Source organism: Terrabacter sp. Ter38 (assembly GCF_024519435.1).
In the GTDB taxonomy this organism is placed as follows: Bacteria; Actinomycetota; Actinomycetes; order Actinomycetales; family Dermatophilaceae; genus Terrabacter.
In genome coordinates, this window is sequence record NZ_JALJRZ010000002.1 from 482,056 (window position 1) to 499,868 (window position 17,813).

Below are 17,813 nucleotides of genomic sequence, written 5' to 3' on the forward strand. Positions count from 1 at the left end.
ACCGGGCGACGCCGCCCCCGACCGCGGGGAGGCCGTCGCTCGGTCGCCGCCTGCGCGGGCGCCAGGACCGCAACCTGTGGTTCTGGGTCTTCGTCGGGCCGTTCGTCATCGGGCTGATCGTCTTCGTCTACATCCCGATCGCCTGGTCGATCTACCTGTCCTTCTTCGAGTCCTACAACACCGTCACGCCCACGAAGTTCGTCGGCGTCGGCAACTACCTCGACATGCTGCGTGACCCGGCCTTCCGCAGCAGCCTCGTCACCTTCCTCGCCTTCGCCGTCTTCATCGTGCCGACGACGTTCGTCATCTCCCTCGGGGCGGCACTGCTCGTCGCGCGGACCCGCGTCATGCAGTCGTTCTTCCGGTCGGTCTTCTTCCTGCCGACCGCGTGCTCCTACGTCGTCGCCGCGCTCGTCTGGAAGATGTCGATCTTCAGCGGCATCCGGTCGGGCCTCGCGAACGCCGTGCTCGGCTGGTTCGGTGCCGACTCGATCCCGTGGCTCAGCCTCGCCGACCCGCCGTGGTACTGGCTCGTCATCGTCACGGCTCGGCTCTGGCTGCAGGTCGGCTTCTACATGATCCTCTTCCTCGCCGGCATCCAGCGGATCAGCCCGACGCTCTACGAGGCGGCCGCGATCGACGGCGCCGAGGGGTGGAAGGTCTTCCGCCACATCACCCTGCCGCAGCTGCGCGCGACGTCGACGGCGGTGCTGCTGCTCCTGCTCATCAACGCGTTCCAGGCGTTCGACGAGTTCTACAACATCCTGTCGACGTTCGGCACCTACCCGCCCTACGCGAGGCCGCCGCTCGTCTACCTCTACTACACGGCGCTCGGCTCGGGCCAGGACTTCGGCCACGGGTCGGCGGGAGCCGTCATCCTCACCCTCATCATCGCGATCGTCGCCGTGGTGCAGGGCCGCATCCTCCGGCTCGGCGACAGGGGCGACTGATGGCGATCGTCCGGAGCAAGCGGCAGTCCCGGATCACGGGCTGGGCCCGCTACAGCGCCCTCGCCGCGGCGGCGCTGCTCTTCCTCGTCCCCTTCTACCTGCTCGTCCGCAGCGCGTTCATGCGCGAGCAGGACCTCGGCTCGCCCGACTACCACTGGCTGCCGCCCGTGTGGGAGACCTCGAACCTCACCGGCCTCTTCGACAACCCGGCGATCCCGATGGCCCGCAGCCTGCTCAACTCCGGCCTCATCGCGGTGACCCAGACGGTGGGCGTGCTCGTCGTCTCGGGCCTCGCCGGCTACGGCCTCGCGCGCATCCCGTACCGCTGGTCCAACGCCGTCTTCTACACGATCACCGCGACCCTGCTCATCCCGGCGGCCGTGACCTTCGTGCCGAGCTTCGTCCTCGTCTCGACGCTCGGTTGGATCTCGACGCTCCGCGGCCTCATCATCCCCGGCCTCTTCCAGGCGCTCGCGACGTTCCTCTTCCGGCAGTTCTTCCTCGGCTTCCCCAAGGAGATCGAGGAGGCCGCCTTCATCGACGGGCTCGGCTATTGGGGCACGTTCTGGAAGATCGTCGTCCCCAACTCGTTCGGCTTCGTCGCGGCCATCGGCACCATCACCTTCATCGGCTCGTGGAACGCCTTCCTCTGGCCGCTCGTCATCGGCCGCGACCAGGAGTCGTGGACCGTGCAGATCGCGCTGTCGACCTTCCTCACCGCCCAGTCGGTGCAGGTGAGCCAGCTCTTCATGGCGGCGCTCGTCGCGATCGTGCCGCTGCTGCTGATGTTCCTCTTCCTGCAGCGCTGGATCGTCGAGGGCGTCGAGCGCACCGGCATCGGCGGCGACTGACGGCGTATGCCGGGTGGCGCGGTCTCCAGGTCAGCGCACGCGCCGCAGGTGGTCGGGTGCCGGCATCCGGCGCACCTCGACGCTCCAGAAGCGGACGACGAGCGGGTAGGCCGGCACGAGCGTGACCCGGTGCTCGAAGCCGCCGTCGGTGATGGGCACGACGTCGGACCGCTCGACCTCCGCGGCGGCCGCGACGGCACGGTCGAGGTCGCGGCGGTTGGTGTGGAGCACGACCGCCCCGACGTAGGTGATGGTGGCGAGCTCGTGTCCCCGGTCGATGTCACCGGCGAGCAGGGTCCACGTGAAGGAGTCGCCGGCGATCGACCAGTGCTGCACCTGCGCCGCACGCAGGTCGAGAGCCGCGAGGTCGCTGACGTCAACAGGCAGCTCCGCGGGCAGCTCGTCGGGCGGAGGGGTCGGCCACTCGGGCAGGAGGTCGTCCCTCTGGCGGGGGTCGTGCATCGCACCATCATCGCCGAGCCGCCGGGTGTGGTGAACGACGGACAGGGCCGTTGACGTCTCCTATGCTTCGGGACAAAGGGGACGAAAGTGACGTTCCCAGATCGGGGAACCACCGTGCACCGTCACCATCACCGCACCGGCACATCGGTCGCCGTCGCCGTGCTCACCGCAGCTCTCCTGTTCGTTGCGGGACCCGCCTTCGCGATCGCGCCGGCCGGGGCCGACAAGAGCAACGCGCGTGCCGTGACGACGACGACCGCGCCGCTCTCACCGGGACAGTCCGGGTGGGTGTCGGTCGTGTGGACGTCCGACCAGACGGTGAGCGGCTGGTCGACGACCGTCACCGCTCCCAAGGGTGTGACCGTGACCTACCCGACGACACGCGGTGGGGCCGACACCTCGCTCTACGGCTCGGACACGCTGGTCGGCACGACGAAGGACTTCACCTCCTTCAAGCTCAAGGTGCCCTACACGCAGACGACGAGCTTCCAGGTGGTTCTCACGTCGAGGTACTCCGTCGGCGTGGGCAACGACGCAAACGGCAACGGGAACGGCAACGGCGGCAACAACGGCAACGGCAACGGCAACAGCGGGGCATTCACGACGACCGCCACGGTCACGGTCCCGGTCCAGGCCGCCACCGGTCCGGCTTTCACCCCGCAGACCCCCTCGCTGTCGATCAAGGCGGGCAGCAGCGGTTTCGAGCGCATCGCGTTCGCGGGCGGCCAGACCGACCTCGCCGACTTCAGCGTGCGGCTCGGCGAGCTCCCCGCAGGGCTCGAGGTCGCCTACCCGGGCGATCGCGCCTCCGCCGGCCTCAACGGCGACCAGACGCTCGTCGGCGGAAGCGCCGACTACGTCGGGGTGCGCTTCATCGCGACCGACCTGAAGCCCGGCACGTACACGATCCCGGTCCTCATCTCCTACACCGCGGCCTCGCCCCAGACCCGTACCGCGAGCCTGACGCTCAACGTCTCGTGAGGAGCGGAATGCGCACGACGTCCACCCGCGGCGCGACGACGGGCCGAGTCGTCGCCCTCGCCACGGTCGCCGCCCTGCTCGTCCCCGTACTCGGCGCGTGCGGGACCTCCGGCCCTCCCGGCGCATCGAGCACGGTGCGCGCCGACGTGCCTGCCGACGCCCGCACCGAGCAGATCGCCGAGGTCGAGTTCGCGCGCCAGTGCTCGGTGGGCACACAGAGCTTCCCGAAGGAGTCGGACATCGACGCCGACCTCGCGAAGCGGCTGACGACCGCCGGACTCAGCCACCTCGAGTGGAAGCAGTGGCACGACTCGCTGGCCGTCTCACCGCAGCTCGTGACCCAGCTCGCCGAGGTCGGGAAACGCGGCTGCCCGAAGGCCTGACCTCTGTCAGGCCGCCCTGGCCGTTCGGTGGGCTGAGACTCAGTCGAGGTCCTGCACATCGGCGCGCTTGGCGATCGTCGCGGTCGCGCGGCGGCACGCCGTGACCGGCACCCGCGGCACGATCTCGTCGAGGAAGCCGAAGCGGCGCCGGAGCGAGCGGTGGTAGGCGTCGCCGCTCGTGTCGGAGACGAGGGCGGTCCACCAGTCGGCGAGGTCGCCCCAGCCGGGCGCCGCGAGGGAGCCGCCGTACTGCTGGAGCGCAAGGCCGGCGCAGAGGCTCGCGAAGGTCATCCGCTGCTCGAGCGGCCACTCGGCGAGCGTGCCGACGAGCAGGGCGGCCCCGAAGACGTCACCGGCGCCGGTCGGGTCGACCTCCTGCACCCGCAGCGACGGGACCTGGGACTCCTCACCCGTGCGGGCGTCGATGCCGAGCGCCCCGTTGGGGCCGTCGGTGACGATGGCGACGGGCACGCGGTCGGCGAGGGCATAGACGGCCTCGACGGGTGACCGCGTGCCGGTGTAGGCCATCGCCTCGACGGCGTTGGGCATGAAGACGTCGCAGCGCTCGAGCCGGTCGAGCACGTGCGGCGACCACTCCTCCTTGGGGTCCCAGCCCACGTCGGCGAAGACGAGCGCGCCGTCGTCGCGGGCCTTGTCCACCCAGGTGCGGCCGCTCGCCCCGAAGACCTCGTCCTCGCCGAGGTCGACCATGACCGCGCGAGCACGCGGGGGCGTGCCGATGAGCTCGGCAGCGGCGACGGGTGACGGGTGGCCGTGCGAGACCATGCTGCGGTCGCGATCCACCGACATCGAGATGGTGACGGGGCTGTGCCAGTCGGCGAAGCGGCGGCTCCGGGCGAGGTCGATGCCCTCCTGCTCCTCGAGGGTGCGCCAGCAGAAGTCGCCGTAGTCGTCGTCGCTGAAGGCCGCCGCGAGCCCCGTGCGCAGCCCGAGTCGGCGAGTGGCGACGGCGAGGTTGGCGATGCCGCCGGGGCACGAGGCGAGCCCCTCGGCCCACACCTCCGTGCCGGGCTTCGGAGCGCTCGGCAGGCCGGCGAAGATCATGTCGAGGAAGACGGTGCCCCAGACGAACACGTCGAGAGCCGGCTCGTCGGCGGTGCGACGAGACGCCAGCGGGTCGAACGTCTGGTTGGGTGGCACGTCCTCATGATCCCGCACTGCGGTCCGCGACTCGCCGGGTTTTCCGACGGTCGTATGCCGTGTCGGCGCGGTTCGTCCCCATGTCGCCTCGCATCGAGTGGCCCCGCCGTCACACCTTGGTACGGTCCGAGGGTGGTGCTGCCATGAAGCTGGTCATCCTCGGCGGGGGCGGGTTCCGCGTGCCGCTCGTCCACGGCGCGCTGCTGCGCGACACCGCGGACCGGCGCGTCACCGAGGTCGTCCTGCACGACACGGACGGCGCGAGGCTCGACGTCATGCGACGGGTGCTTGCCGCCCAGGCCTCCTTGACCGTGCGTGACTCCGGCGCGGCGACCGCGCCGCCGACGGTCACGGCGACGACCGACCTCGACACGGCGCTCGAGGGGGCCGACTTCATCTTCTCCGCGATGCGGGTCGGAGGTCTCGAGGGCCGCACCGCCGACGAGCGGATCGCGCTCGACCTCGGTCTCCTCGGCCAGGAGACGACGGGCCCCGGGGGTGTCGGCTACGGCCTGCGCACCGTCCCGGTGGCGCTCGACGTCGCCGAACGCGTACGCCGTCTGTCGCCCGACGCGTGGGTCATCAACTTCACCAACCCGGCCGGGCTCGTGACCCAGGCGATGCAGTCGGTGCTCGGTGAGCGGGCCGTCGGCATCTGCGACTCCCCGCTGGGCCTCGCCAAGCGCGCGGCCGGGGCGCTCGGTCACGACCTCGACGACCTCGAGATCGACTACGCCGGGCTCAACCACCTCGGCTGGCTCACCGGGCTGCGCCATGACGGCCGCGACCTGCTTCCCGACCTCCTCGCGGACGACGTGGCCCTCGGAGCCATCGAGGAGGGCCAGCTCTTCGGCACCGAGTGGCTGCGGACGCTCGGTGCCCTGCCGAACGAGTACCTCTTCTACTACTACTTCACCCGTGATGCGATCGCCCAGATCGCCGGGGCGCCGCAGACGCGCGGGGAGTACCTCGTCGGTCAACAGGCCGACTTCTACGCCCGGGTGGCCGCCGAGCCCGAGCAGGCTTGGCAGCGTTGGGACTCCGTGCGACGCGACCGCAACGCGACCTACATGCAGGAGACCCGCGAGAGCGACGACGGGCACACCCAGGAGCGCGCCGAGGCCGACGTCGAGGGAGGGGGCTACGAGGGCGTGGCGCTCGCCCTCATGGCCGCGCTCGCCCTCGACGAGCCGGCCCGCCTCATCCTCAACGTCCGCAACGGCGGCGCCGTCGTGGGGCTCCCGGACGACGCCGTCGTCGAGGTGCCGTGCCGGGTCGACGCAGCTGGCCCGGTCCCCGTCACCGTGAGCCCCCTCCCCGGCCACGCGTTGGGGCTCGTGCAGCAGGTCAAGGCCGTCGACGAGCTCGTCATCCGGGCCGCCTTGGAGCAATCGAGATCCCTTGCGGTGCAAGCGTTTGCGCTCCACCCGCTCGTCGACTCGGTCACGGTCGCGCGCGACCTGCTCACGGCTTACGTGAGGCGCCTGCCTGAGCACTATGACAACCTGAGGTGAAGGGACCGGTGGACCCGCTGCTGGTGGGGCAGGATCGGGTCATGCGACTCGACCTCAACGCCGACGTCGGCGAGTCCTACGGAGCCTGGACGCTCGGCGACGACGCCGCCGTGCTCGACGTCGTGACGAGCGCCAACGTCGCCTGCGGCTTCCACGCGGGCGACCCGCTGACGCTCCGCACGACGTGCCGGTACGCCGCCGAGCGGGGTGTCGTCGTCGGGGCGCAGGTGGCCTACCGCGACCTCGTCGGCTTCGGGCGCCGCTTCATGGACGTCCCGCCTGACGAGCTGACCGCCGACATCATCTACCAGCTGGGCGCCCTCTCGGCGGTGGCCCAGGTCGAGGGCACCGACGTCGCCTACGTCAAGCCGCACGGCGCCCTCTACAACGCGGTCGTCCACCACGAGGCGCAGGCCAGGGCGCTGGTGGATGCCGTCGTGGCGGTGGACACGTCGCTGCCCGTCCTCGGTCTGCCCGGCAGCCTCGTGCTCGAGCTCGCGAGGGACGCGGGGCTGCGCGCCGTCACCGAGGCGTTCGCCGACCGCGGCTACACGCCGGACGGCCGTCTGGTCCCGCGCACCGAGCCCGGCGCGGTGCTCCACGACCCCGTCGAGGTGGCGGCACGCGTCGTCCGGCTCGCGCGGGAGGGCCTCGTGACCGCCGTCGACGGCACCGACGTCGAGGTGCGTGCCGAGTCGGTGTGCATCCACGGCGACACCCCGGGCGCGGTCGCGATGGCACAGGCCGTGCGCGTGGCGCTCGAGCGGTCCGGCGTCGAGATCCACCCCTTCGCGGGCTGAGCGTGGAGGCCCGCCTGCTGCCGATGGGCGGCGCAGCACTGCTCGTCGAGGTGGCCGACACCGATGCCGCCCTCGCCCTGCGTGCGCACCTGGCGTCGCTCGTCGAGCGCGCCACGGGCGTGTGGGAGGCCGTCGACCACCTCGTGGCCGGGGCCCGCACCGTGCTCGTCGTGCTCCGGGACGCCCGAGGGAGCTCGGACGTCGGGCGGGAGTGCCTCGCCGAGGCGACAGGTCTCACGGTGGCGGTGGCGCCGCCGGAGGACGTGGCCGCAGTCATGGTCGAGATCCCGGTGCGCTACGACGGGCCCGACCTCGACGAGGTCGCCCACCTCACCGGACTGACCCGCGACGCGGTGGTCCGCGCCCACACCGGCACACCGTGGCGGGTGGGGTTCGGGGGCTTCGCGCCCGGCTTCGCCTATCTCGTCGACGGCGACGAGCGTCTGCGCGTGTCGCGTCGTAGCGAGCCCCGGAGCCGCGTCCCTGCCGGATCCGTCGCTCTCGCAGGCGATTTCAGCGGCATCTACCCCCAGGACTCTCCCGGCGGGTGGCAGCTCATCGGCACGACCGACGCCGTGATCTGGGACGTCGACCGTGACCCGCCCGCGCTGCTCGCGCCGGGCACGTCGGTCCGCTTCGTCGACGCCGGCCAGACCCCGTCGGGCGGCCCCGTGGCCCCGGCCACCTCATCGGTCACGGGGACGGATGGGACGACGAGACCCCTCGACGGTGGTGGAGGTCGAGAGGGTGGGACTGACGAGGCTGCGCCACTCGAGGGTCTGGCAGGTCGGGGCGGTCGCGGTCTGGAGGTGCTCGCCACGGGACCGCTCACCCTCGTCGAGGACCTCGGCCGCCCGGGTCTCGCCGACGTGGGCGTGGGCCGCTCCGGGGCGGCCGACCCCACGGCATACCTCCTCGGTCTGCGGCTCGTCGGGCACCTGCTCGACCCCCACGAGCCGAGCGGGCCGGCGCCCGCGTCGCTCGAGGCCACCCTCGGCGGGCTCTCGGTGCGCGCCCACGGCGACCTCCTCGTCGCGCTCACGGGCGCGCACTGTCCCGCTGACGTCGACGGCAGGCCGGTCCCGCACGGCGCCCCTCACGCGCTGGTCGACGGTGCCGTGCTCACCCTCGGCGCCCCTCCTGCCGGTCTGCGCACGTGGCTCGCGGTGCGCGGCGGCATCGCGGTCGCGCCGGTGCTGGGCTCGCGCTCGACCGACACGCTGGCTCGGGTGGGCCCACCGGTGCCCGCCGTGGGTGACGTCCTTCCAGTCGGGTCGCCGCCGCGGACGTTCCCCGTCGTCGAGGTCGCACCCCATCGTGCCGTCCCGAAGGGTGAGGTCGTGCTCGAGGTCGTCCCCGGCCCCCGTGCCGACTGGTGCCACCTCACCGGTGTCGACGAGACCTCGTGGTCGGTCTCCTCGCGTAGCAACCGCGTGGGAATCCGCTTGGAGGGCAAGCCGATCCAGCGACTGCCCACGTATGCCGACCACGAGCTCCCGAGCGAGGGGATGGTCCCCGGAGCGGTGCAGGTGCCACCCGGTGGCGAGCCCGTCGTGTTCCTCGCGGACCATCCCGTGACCGGCGGCTACCCCGTCGTCGCCGTGCTCACTCCGCGAGCCAACGCGCTCGCCGCCCAGCTGCGCCCCGGCCAGCAGGTGCGGCTCAGGTGGTCGCGCGGGGGCTGAGCCCTCAGGCGCTCCGTGCCCCGGTGCCGGGTTCCGGCTCGCGTCGCACTCCGGAGCGCCAGAACGACACCTGCTCCGTGGCCTCCGGGGCGATGACCGCAGTCGGGCGCCCGACGGGCAGGGCCGGCGCCGCGGGACGCACCGGGAGGATCATCGCGACGTCCGCACCGCCCCACGGAGAGACCCCGAGCTGGACCCACCCGCCGCGTCGCGTCGCGACGTCGCGGACGAGGGAGAGGCCGAGCCCGGTCTGGGAGAGGTCGTCGCGCACGCCGTCGAGCACGCCGCTCGGGAGGTCCTGGGCTGCGGCCGAGCGCAGCATGTCGGTGGTGAAGCCCCGCCCCGAGTCGGCGACCCCGAGCGCGATGGCGCCGCGCATCGGGCGCGCGTAGAGCAGGACCGTGTCGTCGTCGTGCCCGGTGTAGCGCAGCGCGTTCTCGATGAGGGTGTCGAGGCAGGCCCGCAGCCGCTCACCGGAGCAGTGGAGCGTGAGCGCCGACGACTCGACCTTCCAGTTCCGCTGCGCGACGGCCGACCACCGCTCGGCCGTCTGGTGCAGCACCGAGTCGATCTCGACCTCGGTGACCTCGAGATCGGACCCGACGCGCATGCTGCGCACGAGCCGCTCACACACCCGGGTGAGCCGCTCGAGCTCCTCGTCGACGACCTGGAGGTCGGCGAGGTCCTCACCGGGCGGGGTCCGGTCCATGAGCATCTCGAGGTAGCCGCGGGAGATCATGAGCGGTGACCGCATCTCGTGCGACGTGCGCAGGGTGAGCAGCTCGCGCATCGTCGAGTCGGCGCGCTCCCGTGCCGCGTTGACCGTGAGGTCCGACAGCGCCTGCTGACGACGGCGCACGTGCCAGATCATGAGCGCCATGAGCAGGAGCATGAGCGGGATCTCGGTCGTCTCCTGCCACTCGAGGACGTCCGTCATGACGCGGTTGACGAGGATCGCGCCGGTCACGAAGGTGAAGACGCCGAGCCCGACCCACGTGGACCGCGGGCTCCACTGCTCGAGGCCGAAGCAGAGCGCGAAGGCCGCCCAGGCGATGTGGTACGGCACCGTCTCGCTGCCCGGCAGCGCGATCATCGCGGCCGAGCAGAGTGCCGCGAAGACGCTCCAGACGAGGACCAACCGGTGCCGGACCATCAGGCGTCCTCGTAGAGCCCGTACCCGACGCCGCGCAGCGTCTCGACGGGGATGTCCTGGCCGAGCTTGGCGCGGAGCCTGCCGACGCACACCTCGACGACGTTGCTGCCCGGGTCGAAGTCGAGGTGCCACACGTCGTGGAGCAGCTCCTCCTTGTGGCACACCTGGCCGGCGCGTCGCATGAGGTGCGCGAGCAGACTGAGCTCGCGCTCGGTGAGGGACGCGCTGCGCGAACCGAACGTCGCGCGGCGGCGCCCCACGTCGAGGCGTACGCCGGCCACCTCGAGGAAGCCGTCGTCCGCGGGAGCGCGCGGCGCCCCGACGTTGCGCCGGACGCGAGCCATGAGCTCGGTCAGGCTGAACGGCTTGGACACGACGTCGACGGCACCGCGGTCGAGCGCCTCGACCCGCGCTCCCACGTCGGTGACGCCCGACAGCACGATCACCGGCGTCGTCTGCTTGCGCTCCTTGATCGCGTTGAGCACGGCCAGGCCGTTGACCCCGGGCATCACGAGGTCGAGCAGGACGAGATCGACGTCCTTCGACGCGAGCCGGTCTATGGCGGCGTTGGCCGTTGCAGCGGTCACCACCGAGTGGCCTTGTGACGACAACGACTTCGCCAGCAACGTGCGCACGCGTTCCTCGTCGTCGACGACCATGACGGTTGCCATCAGAGTGCCCCTCCCCGATCTGTCGCCAAGTATGGATCCGAGCGTGGCGGAGGGAGCGGCAAAAGGGCCTAGAGCGGCGAAACACGTGGTCGAGACGTGTGCAAACGCTCCCAATTCGGGCGCATTCATGACAGGAACATGACGGCGGGCTGGCAGCGGCATGACAGCCACCTGAGGCGAAGCCCATGCCGTCGGTGACAGTTGCCTGAGCCGTCGACCCATCTGGGCAGAGCGCCGTCACGGCGCGTGCGACGTTCGCGGGACGACGGGCTCGCACCGAGCCCTGCAGAGCATCACGTGGGGGTTGCCGTGGACATGCCAAGGCTGCGTAGGCGTTGCGTCCCGATCATCGCCGGACTGACCGCACTCGCCATCGCCGGAGTGGCGCAGGTCGGTGGACCGCTGGCAGCAGCGGCCGCCGCACCGAGACCGGCGGTCGCGCCCGCGGCGCCCGCCGCGGCGCCGGCCGCGGCACCGGCGGTGACCACCCCGACGGGTGGACCCTGCCCGTCGACGACTGCGGCCGGCAAGGGCTGCATCACGCTGACCGTCGCGAGCGCACGTTCGGTCAACACCGGGCCCGGCTTCGTCCACAAGGGCGAGCACGTCACGGCCTACCAGTGGATGGTCAACGAGGACAGCACCGGCGATCCGGGTACGGCTGACGCGCCGCTCCTCGACCGCTGCCTGCCGTCGCGGGCGCCCGGCGGTAGCACGAAGCCGGCCAGCCCCCAAGCAGGCGACCCGACGGAGCCGTATGCCGACAGCTGCCCGTGGCCGTCGGTGCGGTCCACCTCAGGATTCTCCAAGATCGTGGCGCAGGGCTCCGAAGCCGACCTCGACTCCGCGACGGTCCTCGAGGGTCTGGCCCCCGGCAAGTACCTCATCTCCGTCACGGCCGACGGCTACAAGATCGACGGCGCGCACTTCACCGTGAAGGCGGGGCTCAAGGGCCTCGTCGACGTCGCGATGCAGCCGCTGCCCCTGCCGCTCGCCACCATCAAGATCCAGGTCTTCAACGACAACGTCCCCGCGGACGGCACCTACGAGGCCGACGCGGAGCGAGGTCTGTCCGGCTTCACCGGCAACCTCTCCGACGTCCTCGGGCCTGTGAGCACCGACTACTACGGCAACGCCCTGTGCACCGTCTACCGGCACAACGCCGCCGGTCGGATGACGTTCGGCACCGACGGCAAGCCGGTCGTCGACACGACCCGCTCCACCGGCAAGTGCACGAGCGACGCCTCGGGCGTCATCACCATCCCCAACCTCGGCCCGAACCGCTACGGCGCCACCGTCTCCCCGCCCGCAGGCCAGGCGGGCTGGGTCCAGACGACGACCCTCGAGGGCGGGCACGACCACGACATCTGGGTGCAGGAGGGCGACACCGGCCTCGACACCGAGTTCATCAAGGGCGCCGAGCCCGTGCCGGCGACCCAGTTCGGCTTCGTCCGCGTCACGGCCATGCCCACGTCGTCCGCGACCGGCGAGGTCAAGGGCGTCGCCGTCGCCGGCCTGCCCTACATCGGTGGCCAAAACGGCCAGGTCGTCCCCGAGACCGGCTGGGCCGGCTCGAAGTATGCCGGCCCGATCGCGTCGCCGTGGGTGGCGCTCTCGGACCTCACCGGCGGAGACGCGGCCGTCTACGTCGGGCGGGGCGCGGCCAACGGCTCCTTCGACATCAAGAAGGTCCCGGACGGCACCTACCAGCTGACGATCTGGGACGACGCCCAGGACTACATCCTCTGGAGCTTCAACGTCGAGGTGTCCGGCGGCGACCTCGTCGACGTCGGCAACAAGATGCTCGTCGGCTGGTTCACGCACGTGCGCGGCACCGTCTTCGTCGACGACAACGGCAACGGCAAGCGCGACCCGGGCGAAGCGCCGGTCCCCGGCTTCACCCTCACCGTCCGCGAGCGCGACAACTCGCTCATGGACCAGTACACGAACCTCGTCAACACCGGCGACGACGGTGCCTACGACATCAAGGAGGGATACCCGCTCGGCAAGTGGCTCGTCCTCGAGGCGTTCAACACCCGTTACCGCACCACCGGCCTGACCTACCAGGCCGACAACGAGGACAACCCCACCACCATCCTCGGCGGCCTCGTCGACGTGAACTTCCTGCCGATCATCGGTCTCTCGGGCCGCATCGACTGGGGCGTCGAGCCGTATGCGACGAACGAGAACGGCGGCATCGCCGCCACCGTGTCCTACGACGTGACGCGCAACGAGCTCGACCCGGCCGACGCCGTCAGCGAGGACTACCAGCCCGGCATCCCCGACGTGAACGTCCACGTCTACGCATCCGTGCCCTGCACGGCCAACACGGCCGAGGACAAGGCGAACGCGTGCCGCCAGGGCAAGGCGATCGTGCCGCTGTCGGTGCCCAACCCGGCCCACGACACCGACCCCACCGCGCCGGCGACCATCGCGAACCCCGACCCCGAGCGTGGCGCCCTCGTCAAGGGCGCCGAGGTGCAGGACCACTACCCGAGCGAGGAGTGGGCCCCGCCGCGGGGCTGCACCGCTCGCCAGTGGGACGGCACCGAGCTGACCGACCAGCTCGCCCTGCCCGAGTCCGGGCCTGACGCGAACAACCTCTGCGTGGAGGCTCCGATGATGGGAGTGCAGGTCGGTCCGTCCGACAACACCCCCGGGGCAGCCGGCCAGACGGTCAACGGCAACTACGGCTTCGGCGACCTCCCCGCGGGTGACTACATCACCTCGGTCGAGATCCCGACCGACCCGGTCGACGGCAAGCCGATGTACCAGGTGACCCGCGAGGAGGACGTCAACGTCTTCGACGGCGACAGCTACCTGGCCCAGGAGAACTTCCCGCCGACCGTGGCCGAGGCGGCCTCCGACGGCCCCGGCACCGGCAACGACCCGCTGCCCCCGACCCAGCCCCCGTCGCAGGGAGCCGGCATCATCTCGGGCTGCGCGGGCGCGCTCCACACCGTGCGCGTCACGAACCCGGCCTTCCTCGACGGCGGCGGCAGCCCCTTCGAGGGCCAGGACCGGCCCCTGTGCGACTCCAAGCTCATCACCGTCCGCAGCGGTCAGACCGTCGCCCCGAACTTCAACCTCTACACGCCCGTCCCGATCCCCACGCACTTCTGGGGCCTGACGATCAACGACCTCGGCCTGTCCCTCGACAAGCGGAGCGCCAACTACGGCGAGGCCCAGGGCCTGCCCAACGTCCCCGTCGGCCTCTACGACTACAGCGGACGCCTCGTCGACACGACGCACACCGACTTCAACGGCTTCTACGAGGCCCTCGAGCCCTCGACCGGGACGTACAACTGCCCGGTCCCGGCCGGTCCCTGCCCGAACATGTACCGCTTCACGGGCAACGACCCCGGAGGACCGGGTGACCCGAACCCGGACTACAACCCGGCCTACCGGACGATCAGCACGAACTTCCAGGGCTGGCCCGGTCTCTACACCGTGACCGACACGGCGCCCACCCAGGCCGCCGCGACGGTGCTCGCCCCCGGGACCACCGCGTCGAACCCGGCGCGCTGCAACCTCGGCACGACGGACCCGCAGCTGCTCGCCGTGAGCCGGCCGTACGTCCGGTCCACCGACGCCAGCCGCACCGTGACCATCACGGGCACCGGCTTCGGCGCCACGCGTGGCACCGGCACGGTGACGCTGACGAACAGCGCCGGCACGAACATCCCCGTGACGACGTACGGGCCGTGGTCCGACACGAGCATCACCTTCACCGTCCCGGTCTTCACGCCGACGGCGACGGCGCCCCGCGGCGCCCTCAAGGTCAGCGTCACGAACGCGTCGAAGCGCTCGACGTACAACGGCCTGACCGTCTGGAACCTCGCGGGGCCCCCCGCCTCGGGAGCCTCGACGACCTACAACCCGAACGTCGTCGAGGTGGGCCCCGGCAAGACGTACTCCTCCGTCCAGGCCGCGCTCGAGGCCGCCACGCCCTCCTCGACGAGGCGCCACTGGCTCGTCGTCGTCTGGCCGGGCACCGCGACCGCGCTCAACCCGCGCGGTGAGTACAACGAGAACCTCCTCGTCCACCACCGCGTCGCCATCCAGGGCGTCGGTCCGGGCGGCTTCACGACCAATGCCGACGGCTCCCAGCGGTGGGTGCCCGGCTCGATCATCGACGGGTCCGGGTTCAGCCCCGACCTGCCCGGTGGCACGGCGTGGATCACCCGGCTCGGCACGCTGACCTACAGCGGCGAGCTCGACGTGCCCGACGCCGCGACGATCACCGTGCTCGACGACCCGGCTCGCGCCTCCGTCAACGACACGGCATACCCCGTCGCCATCGACGGGCTGCAGGTGACCGGCGGCTCGCAGTCGGACTTCGCCGGCAACGTCAACGTGCTGACCGGCGGCGTCACGACGCCGTACGGCGCCACGGGCGCGCTCGTCACCCAGGGTGGCGGCATCTACCTGCACAACAACAACCGCAGCGTCCGGATCACCGACAACGTCATCGTCGGCAACAGCGGCAGCCACGGCGGCGGCATCCGCGTGGGCACGCCCTACACGGGTGACAACCGCAACTACGACACCCTCATCGCCGACAACCAGGTGCTCAACAACGGTGGGACCAACCTCGCCGGCGGCATCGGGCTCTTCACCGGCAGCGACGGCTACAAGGTCCTGCACAACGCCATCTGCGGCAACTTCTCCGCGGAGTACGGCGGCGCGATGACGGCCTTCGGCTACATGTCGAACGCGGGTGGCAACGACGGCGGCACCATCACCGGCAACACCATCTGGTTCAACAGCTCCTACGACGAGGGTGGAGCCGTGATGCTCGCCGGCGAGCTGCCGTCGAGCCCCATCGGCCTCAGCCCCGGCACGGGCGCGGCGACGATCGACGCCAACGTCATCGACGCCAACCTCGCGAGCGACGACGGCGGCGGCATCCGACTGCTCCAGGTGGCCGGCACGCACGTCACCAAGGCCGATCCGCAGACGATCACCATCACGAACAACACCGTCACCAACAACGTGTCGGCCCACGAGGGTGGCGGCATCGCCCTCGACGACGCCCCGTTCGTCAACCTCGTCGACAACACCGTCGCGGGCAACATGACGACGGCGACCGCGGTCACCTCGGACGGTCTCCCGGCCCCTGCGGGCCTCGCGACCGGGCCGAACAGCGACCCGCTCATGGCGAGGCTCAACAGCGGCGGCCTCGGTGCCTTCGCCGTCATCAAGGTCACCGGACAGTCGACCTTCAGCAAGCCGGTGCTCCTCGACAACGTCTTCAACGACAACCGCGCCGGCACCTTCATCGGCGGCTACGTCTACGGCATCGGCGGCACCCTGCCCGACGGGACGACCAACTCGGTCGACACGTGGGACATGGCGGTCGTCGGCGGCCCCGGCACGCTCCACCCTGTGGGCGGCGTCATCCAGACGACGACGGGCACCGACGGCGGAGTGGGCGTCACCGTCAGTGACACGCCCGGCTTCAAGGACCCGACGCCCGACCTGGCGGTCACCGTCCTGGCCGCACGCACCTTCCCGGCCTTCCGCGAGGCGGCCATCGTCACGGCCCTGCTGCCCCCGCGCCTGCGGGCGGACTACCACCTCTCGGGGACGGCAGCCACGGCATACGCCAAGGGCCGCGGGACGACGACCGTCACCTACGGCAGCCAGACGGTGCTCGGGGCCACCTTCCCGTGGACCGCGACCGTCAACGCCGCCGCGCGTGACATCGACAACCAGGCGAGGCCCACCGGCACCGGCACCACCCGGCGATACGACTCCGGCTCCGACCAGTACTACCCGTAACCCGCAGACCGGCCCCCGGGGATCCCAGTCACCCCCACTGGAGCCCCCCCGGCGCCCCGGGGGCCAACCCACTCACCACCTGTCCGGCACAGGAGCCGGACCGACCTCAGGAGCACCTCATGACCGACGAATCACGCTCAGACGCCGCACGGCGCACGGCGGGCTCAGGTCTCGGCCGACGAGCCGTCATGCTGGGTGGGGCGGGCGCCGTGGGCAGCGTCTTCCTCGGCACGCGCCTCAGCTTCGGACAGCAGGCCCCCCGCCCGACCGTCGTGCAGGCCGCCGCAACGGGCCCCGCCAAGTCGGTGCACCTGGCCGGCACCGACGGCTGGGTCAGCATGCCGGCCGGCTCGCCCGATGACCTGCCCTTCTTCCCGGACTCGCTCGCACCGTCGCCCTTCGACACGTACGTCTTCGGCTTCCGTGACGTCACGGGGATGACGGCGACGCAGGTGGCGGCCACGCGCGGGAAGGCGCAGATCTCGGCGCCGATGCTCGCCTTCGACGAGCTGGACGAGGTCACGATCACGCTGTCCAACCTCGGCCTCGTCATGCGGCCCGACCTCTTCGACGGTCACACGCTGCACTGGCACGGCTTCGTCAACGCCATCCCGCTCTTCGACGGCGTGCCGGAGCTCTCGCTCGCCGTGCCGATCGGGCGCGACCTGTCCTACTTCTACCGCCCTCGCGACGCCGGCACGTACATGTACCACTGCCACTTCGAGGACGTCGAGCACGTGCAGATGGGCATGACCGGCATGGTCTTCGTGCGGCCGAAGCAGAACAAGGCGCCGGTGGCCGGCCACCCGATCGGCACCAAGTACGCGTACAACGACGGCGACGGCAGCACGCGCTACGACCGCGAGTTCGCCTTCATGATCACCGAGCTGTGGTCGGCCGCCCACTACCGCGACGCCCACATCCAGGTCAGCGACTGGACCGACTACGCGCCGAGCTTCTGGCTGCTCAACGGGCGAGGCTACCCCGACACCATCGCACCCGCGGGCAATCCTGAGTCGACGTCGGCCGGTCGCCTCCAGTACCAGCCGATCAGCTCGCTCATCACGTGCAACGTGGACGAGACCGTGCTCCTGCGGCTGTCGAACCTCGGCTACCAGAACCACGCCCTGACGCTCGACAACGTCGACATGCAGGTCATCGCCAAGGACGCCAGCCTGCTCCGTGGTCGCGACGGATACACGAACTACCTCGAGACCAACACCGTCGACGTGGGGCCCGGTGAGAGCCGGGACGTGCTCGTCACACCCCACCAGCCCGGCGAGTACCTGCTCTACGACCGCAACTACGCCTATCTGGGCAACGGCGGGGGACCCGGCTGGGGCGGCATGATGACCGTCCTCCGCGTCGGCGCGCCCGGCACCTACGGGCCCCAGACCCAGCCAAACACCTGACGAGCC

General features: G+C 71.2%; 13 protein-coding genes. 9 read left to right on the top strand and 4 right to left on the bottom strand.

Annotation, left to right across the window (positions count from 1 at the left end; all coding sequences use genetic code 11):
- The first annotated feature begins 224 nt into the window (after positions 1 to 224).
- Positions 225 to 950 (top strand): carbohydrate ABC transporter permease, encoded by a 726-nt coding sequence (locus NR112_RS07045; protein WP_082620056.1) that lies wholly within the window; start codon positions 225 to 227, stop codon positions 948 to 950.
- Positions 950 to 1,801 (top strand): carbohydrate ABC transporter permease, encoded by an 852-nt coding sequence (locus tag NR112_RS07050; protein WP_256793270.1) that lies wholly within the window; start codon positions 950 to 952, stop codon positions 1,799 to 1,801. Before NR112_RS07045 ends, NR112_RS07050 begins: the two co-directional genes overlap by 1 nt.
- Before the next feature lie 30 nt (positions 1,802 to 1,831).
- Here the strand turns inward: NR112_RS07050 and NR112_RS07055 are convergent, their stop codons facing one another.
- Entirely contained in the window at positions 1,832 to 2,263 is a 432-nt protein-coding gene (locus tag NR112_RS07055) for a hypothetical protein (protein ID WP_256793271.1), read from the bottom strand.
- An 87-nt stretch (positions 2,264 to 2,350) separates the two neighbouring features.
- Here NR112_RS07055 and NR112_RS07060 point away from each other — a divergent pair, with 87 nt between their 5' ends.
- Complete coding sequence (locus NR112_RS07060; RefSeq protein ID WP_256793272.1) at positions 2,351 to 3,244, top strand: hypothetical protein; 894 nt, start codon at positions 2,351 to 2,353, stop codon at positions 3,242 to 3,244.
- An 8-nt stretch (positions 3,245 to 3,252) separates the two neighbouring features.
- The gene (locus NR112_RS07065; protein ID WP_256793273.1) at positions 3,253 to 3,627 is read left to right on the top strand and encodes a hypothetical protein; all 375 of its coding nucleotides are present in this window, start codon (positions 3,253 to 3,255) and stop codon (positions 3,625 to 3,627) included.
- 39 nt (positions 3,628 to 3,666) lie between these two features.
- Here NR112_RS07065 and NR112_RS07070 read toward each other — a convergent pair whose 3' ends face one another.
- Positions 3,667 to 4,788 carry a PfkB family carbohydrate kinase gene (locus NR112_RS07070; RefSeq protein ID WP_256793274.1) on the bottom strand — a complete coding sequence of 374 codons (1,122 nt, stop codon included), beginning with the start codon at positions 4,786 to 4,788 and terminating at the stop codon, positions 3,667 to 3,669.
- Positions 4,789 to 4,931: 143 nt separating this feature from the next.
- Between NR112_RS07070 and NR112_RS07075 the strand changes: the two genes are divergently transcribed.
- Genes NR112_RS07075 through NR112_RS07085 form a run of 3 tightly spaced genes read left to right on the top strand, consistent with a single transcriptional unit; the run spans position 4,932 to position 8,787 of the window.
- Positions 4,932 to 6,302: a 6-phospho-beta-glucosidase gene (locus tag NR112_RS07075; protein ID WP_256793275.1), complete on the top strand. Its 1,371-nt coding sequence runs from the start codon at positions 4,932 to 4,934 to the stop codon at positions 6,300 to 6,302.
- 41 nt (positions 6,303 to 6,343) lie between these two features.
- On the top strand, positions 6,344 to 7,102 hold the full coding sequence (locus tag NR112_RS07080; protein ID WP_256793276.1) for a LamB/YcsF family protein: 759 nt from the start codon (positions 6,344 to 6,346) through the stop codon (positions 7,100 to 7,102).
- A gap of 2 nt (positions 7,103 to 7,104) precedes the next feature.
- The gene (locus NR112_RS07085) at positions 7,105 to 8,787 is read left to right on the top strand and encodes a carboxyltransferase domain-containing protein (protein ID WP_256793277.1); all 1,683 of its coding nucleotides are present in this window, start codon (positions 7,105 to 7,107) and stop codon (positions 8,785 to 8,787) included.
- 4 nt (positions 8,788 to 8,791) lie between these two features.
- Here NR112_RS07085 and NR112_RS07090 read toward each other — a convergent pair whose 3' ends face one another.
- Positions 8,792 to 9,940, bottom strand: a complete 1,149-nt coding sequence (locus NR112_RS07090) for a sensor histidine kinase KdpD (RefSeq protein WP_256793278.1) — start codon at positions 9,938 to 9,940, stop codon at positions 8,792 to 8,794.
- Positions 9,940 to 10,611 carry a response regulator transcription factor gene (locus NR112_RS07095; protein WP_256793279.1) on the bottom strand — a complete coding sequence of 224 codons (672 nt, stop codon included), beginning with the start codon at positions 10,609 to 10,611 and terminating at the stop codon, positions 9,940 to 9,942. Before NR112_RS07095 ends, NR112_RS07090 begins: the two co-directional genes overlap by 1 nt.
- 315 nt (positions 10,612 to 10,926) lie before the next feature.
- Here NR112_RS07095 and NR112_RS07100 point away from each other — a divergent pair, with 315 nt between their 5' ends.
- Both NR112_RS07100 and NR112_RS07105 read left to right on the top strand, forming a co-directional pair.
- Positions 10,927 to 16,395, top strand: coding sequence for an IPT/TIG domain-containing protein (locus NR112_RS07100; protein WP_256793280.1), 5,469 nt, complete (start codon positions 10,927 to 10,929; stop codon positions 16,393 to 16,395).
- A gap of 119 nt (positions 16,396 to 16,514) precedes the next feature.
- Positions 16,515 to 17,807 carry a multicopper oxidase domain-containing protein gene (locus NR112_RS07105; protein ID WP_256793281.1) on the top strand — a complete coding sequence of 431 codons (1,293 nt, stop codon included), beginning with the start codon at positions 16,515 to 16,517 and terminating at the stop codon, positions 17,805 to 17,807.
- The last annotated feature ends 6 nt before the right edge of the window (positions 17,808 to 17,813 follow it).

Coding starts and splice junctions, on each gene's coding strand:
- NR112_RS07075 (WP_256793275.1), top strand. CDS start 4,932: ATGAAGCTGGTCATCCTCGGCGGGGGCGGGTTCCGCGTGCCGCTCGTC.
- NR112_RS07065 (WP_256793273.1), top strand. CDS start 3,253: ATGCGCACGACGTCCACCCGCGGCGCGACGACGGGCCGAGTCGTCGCC.
- NR112_RS07090 (WP_256793278.1), bottom strand. CDS start 9,940: ATGGTCCGGCACCGGTTGGTCCTCGTCTGGAGCGTCTTCGCGGCACTC.
- NR112_RS07055 (WP_256793271.1), bottom strand. CDS start 2,263: ATGCACGACCCCCGCCAGAGGGACGACCTCCTGCCCGAGTGGCCGACC.
- NR112_RS07080 (WP_256793276.1), top strand. CDS start 6,344: ATGCGACTCGACCTCAACGCCGACGTCGGCGAGTCCTACGGAGCCTGG.
- NR112_RS07045 (WP_082620056.1), top strand. CDS start 225: ATGCTGCGTGACCCGGCCTTCCGCAGCAGCCTCGTCACCTTCCTCGCC.
- NR112_RS07050 (WP_256793270.1), top strand. CDS start 950: ATGGCGATCGTCCGGAGCAAGCGGCAGTCCCGGATCACGGGCTGGGCC.
- NR112_RS07100 (WP_256793280.1), top strand. CDS start 10,927: ATGCCAAGGCTGCGTAGGCGTTGCGTCCCGATCATCGCCGGACTGACC.
- NR112_RS07095 (WP_256793279.1), bottom strand. CDS start 10,611: ATGGCAACCGTCATGGTCGTCGACGACGAGGAACGCGTGCGCACGTTG.
- NR112_RS07105 (WP_256793281.1), top strand. CDS start 16,515: ATGACCGACGAATCACGCTCAGACGCCGCACGGCGCACGGCGGGCTCA.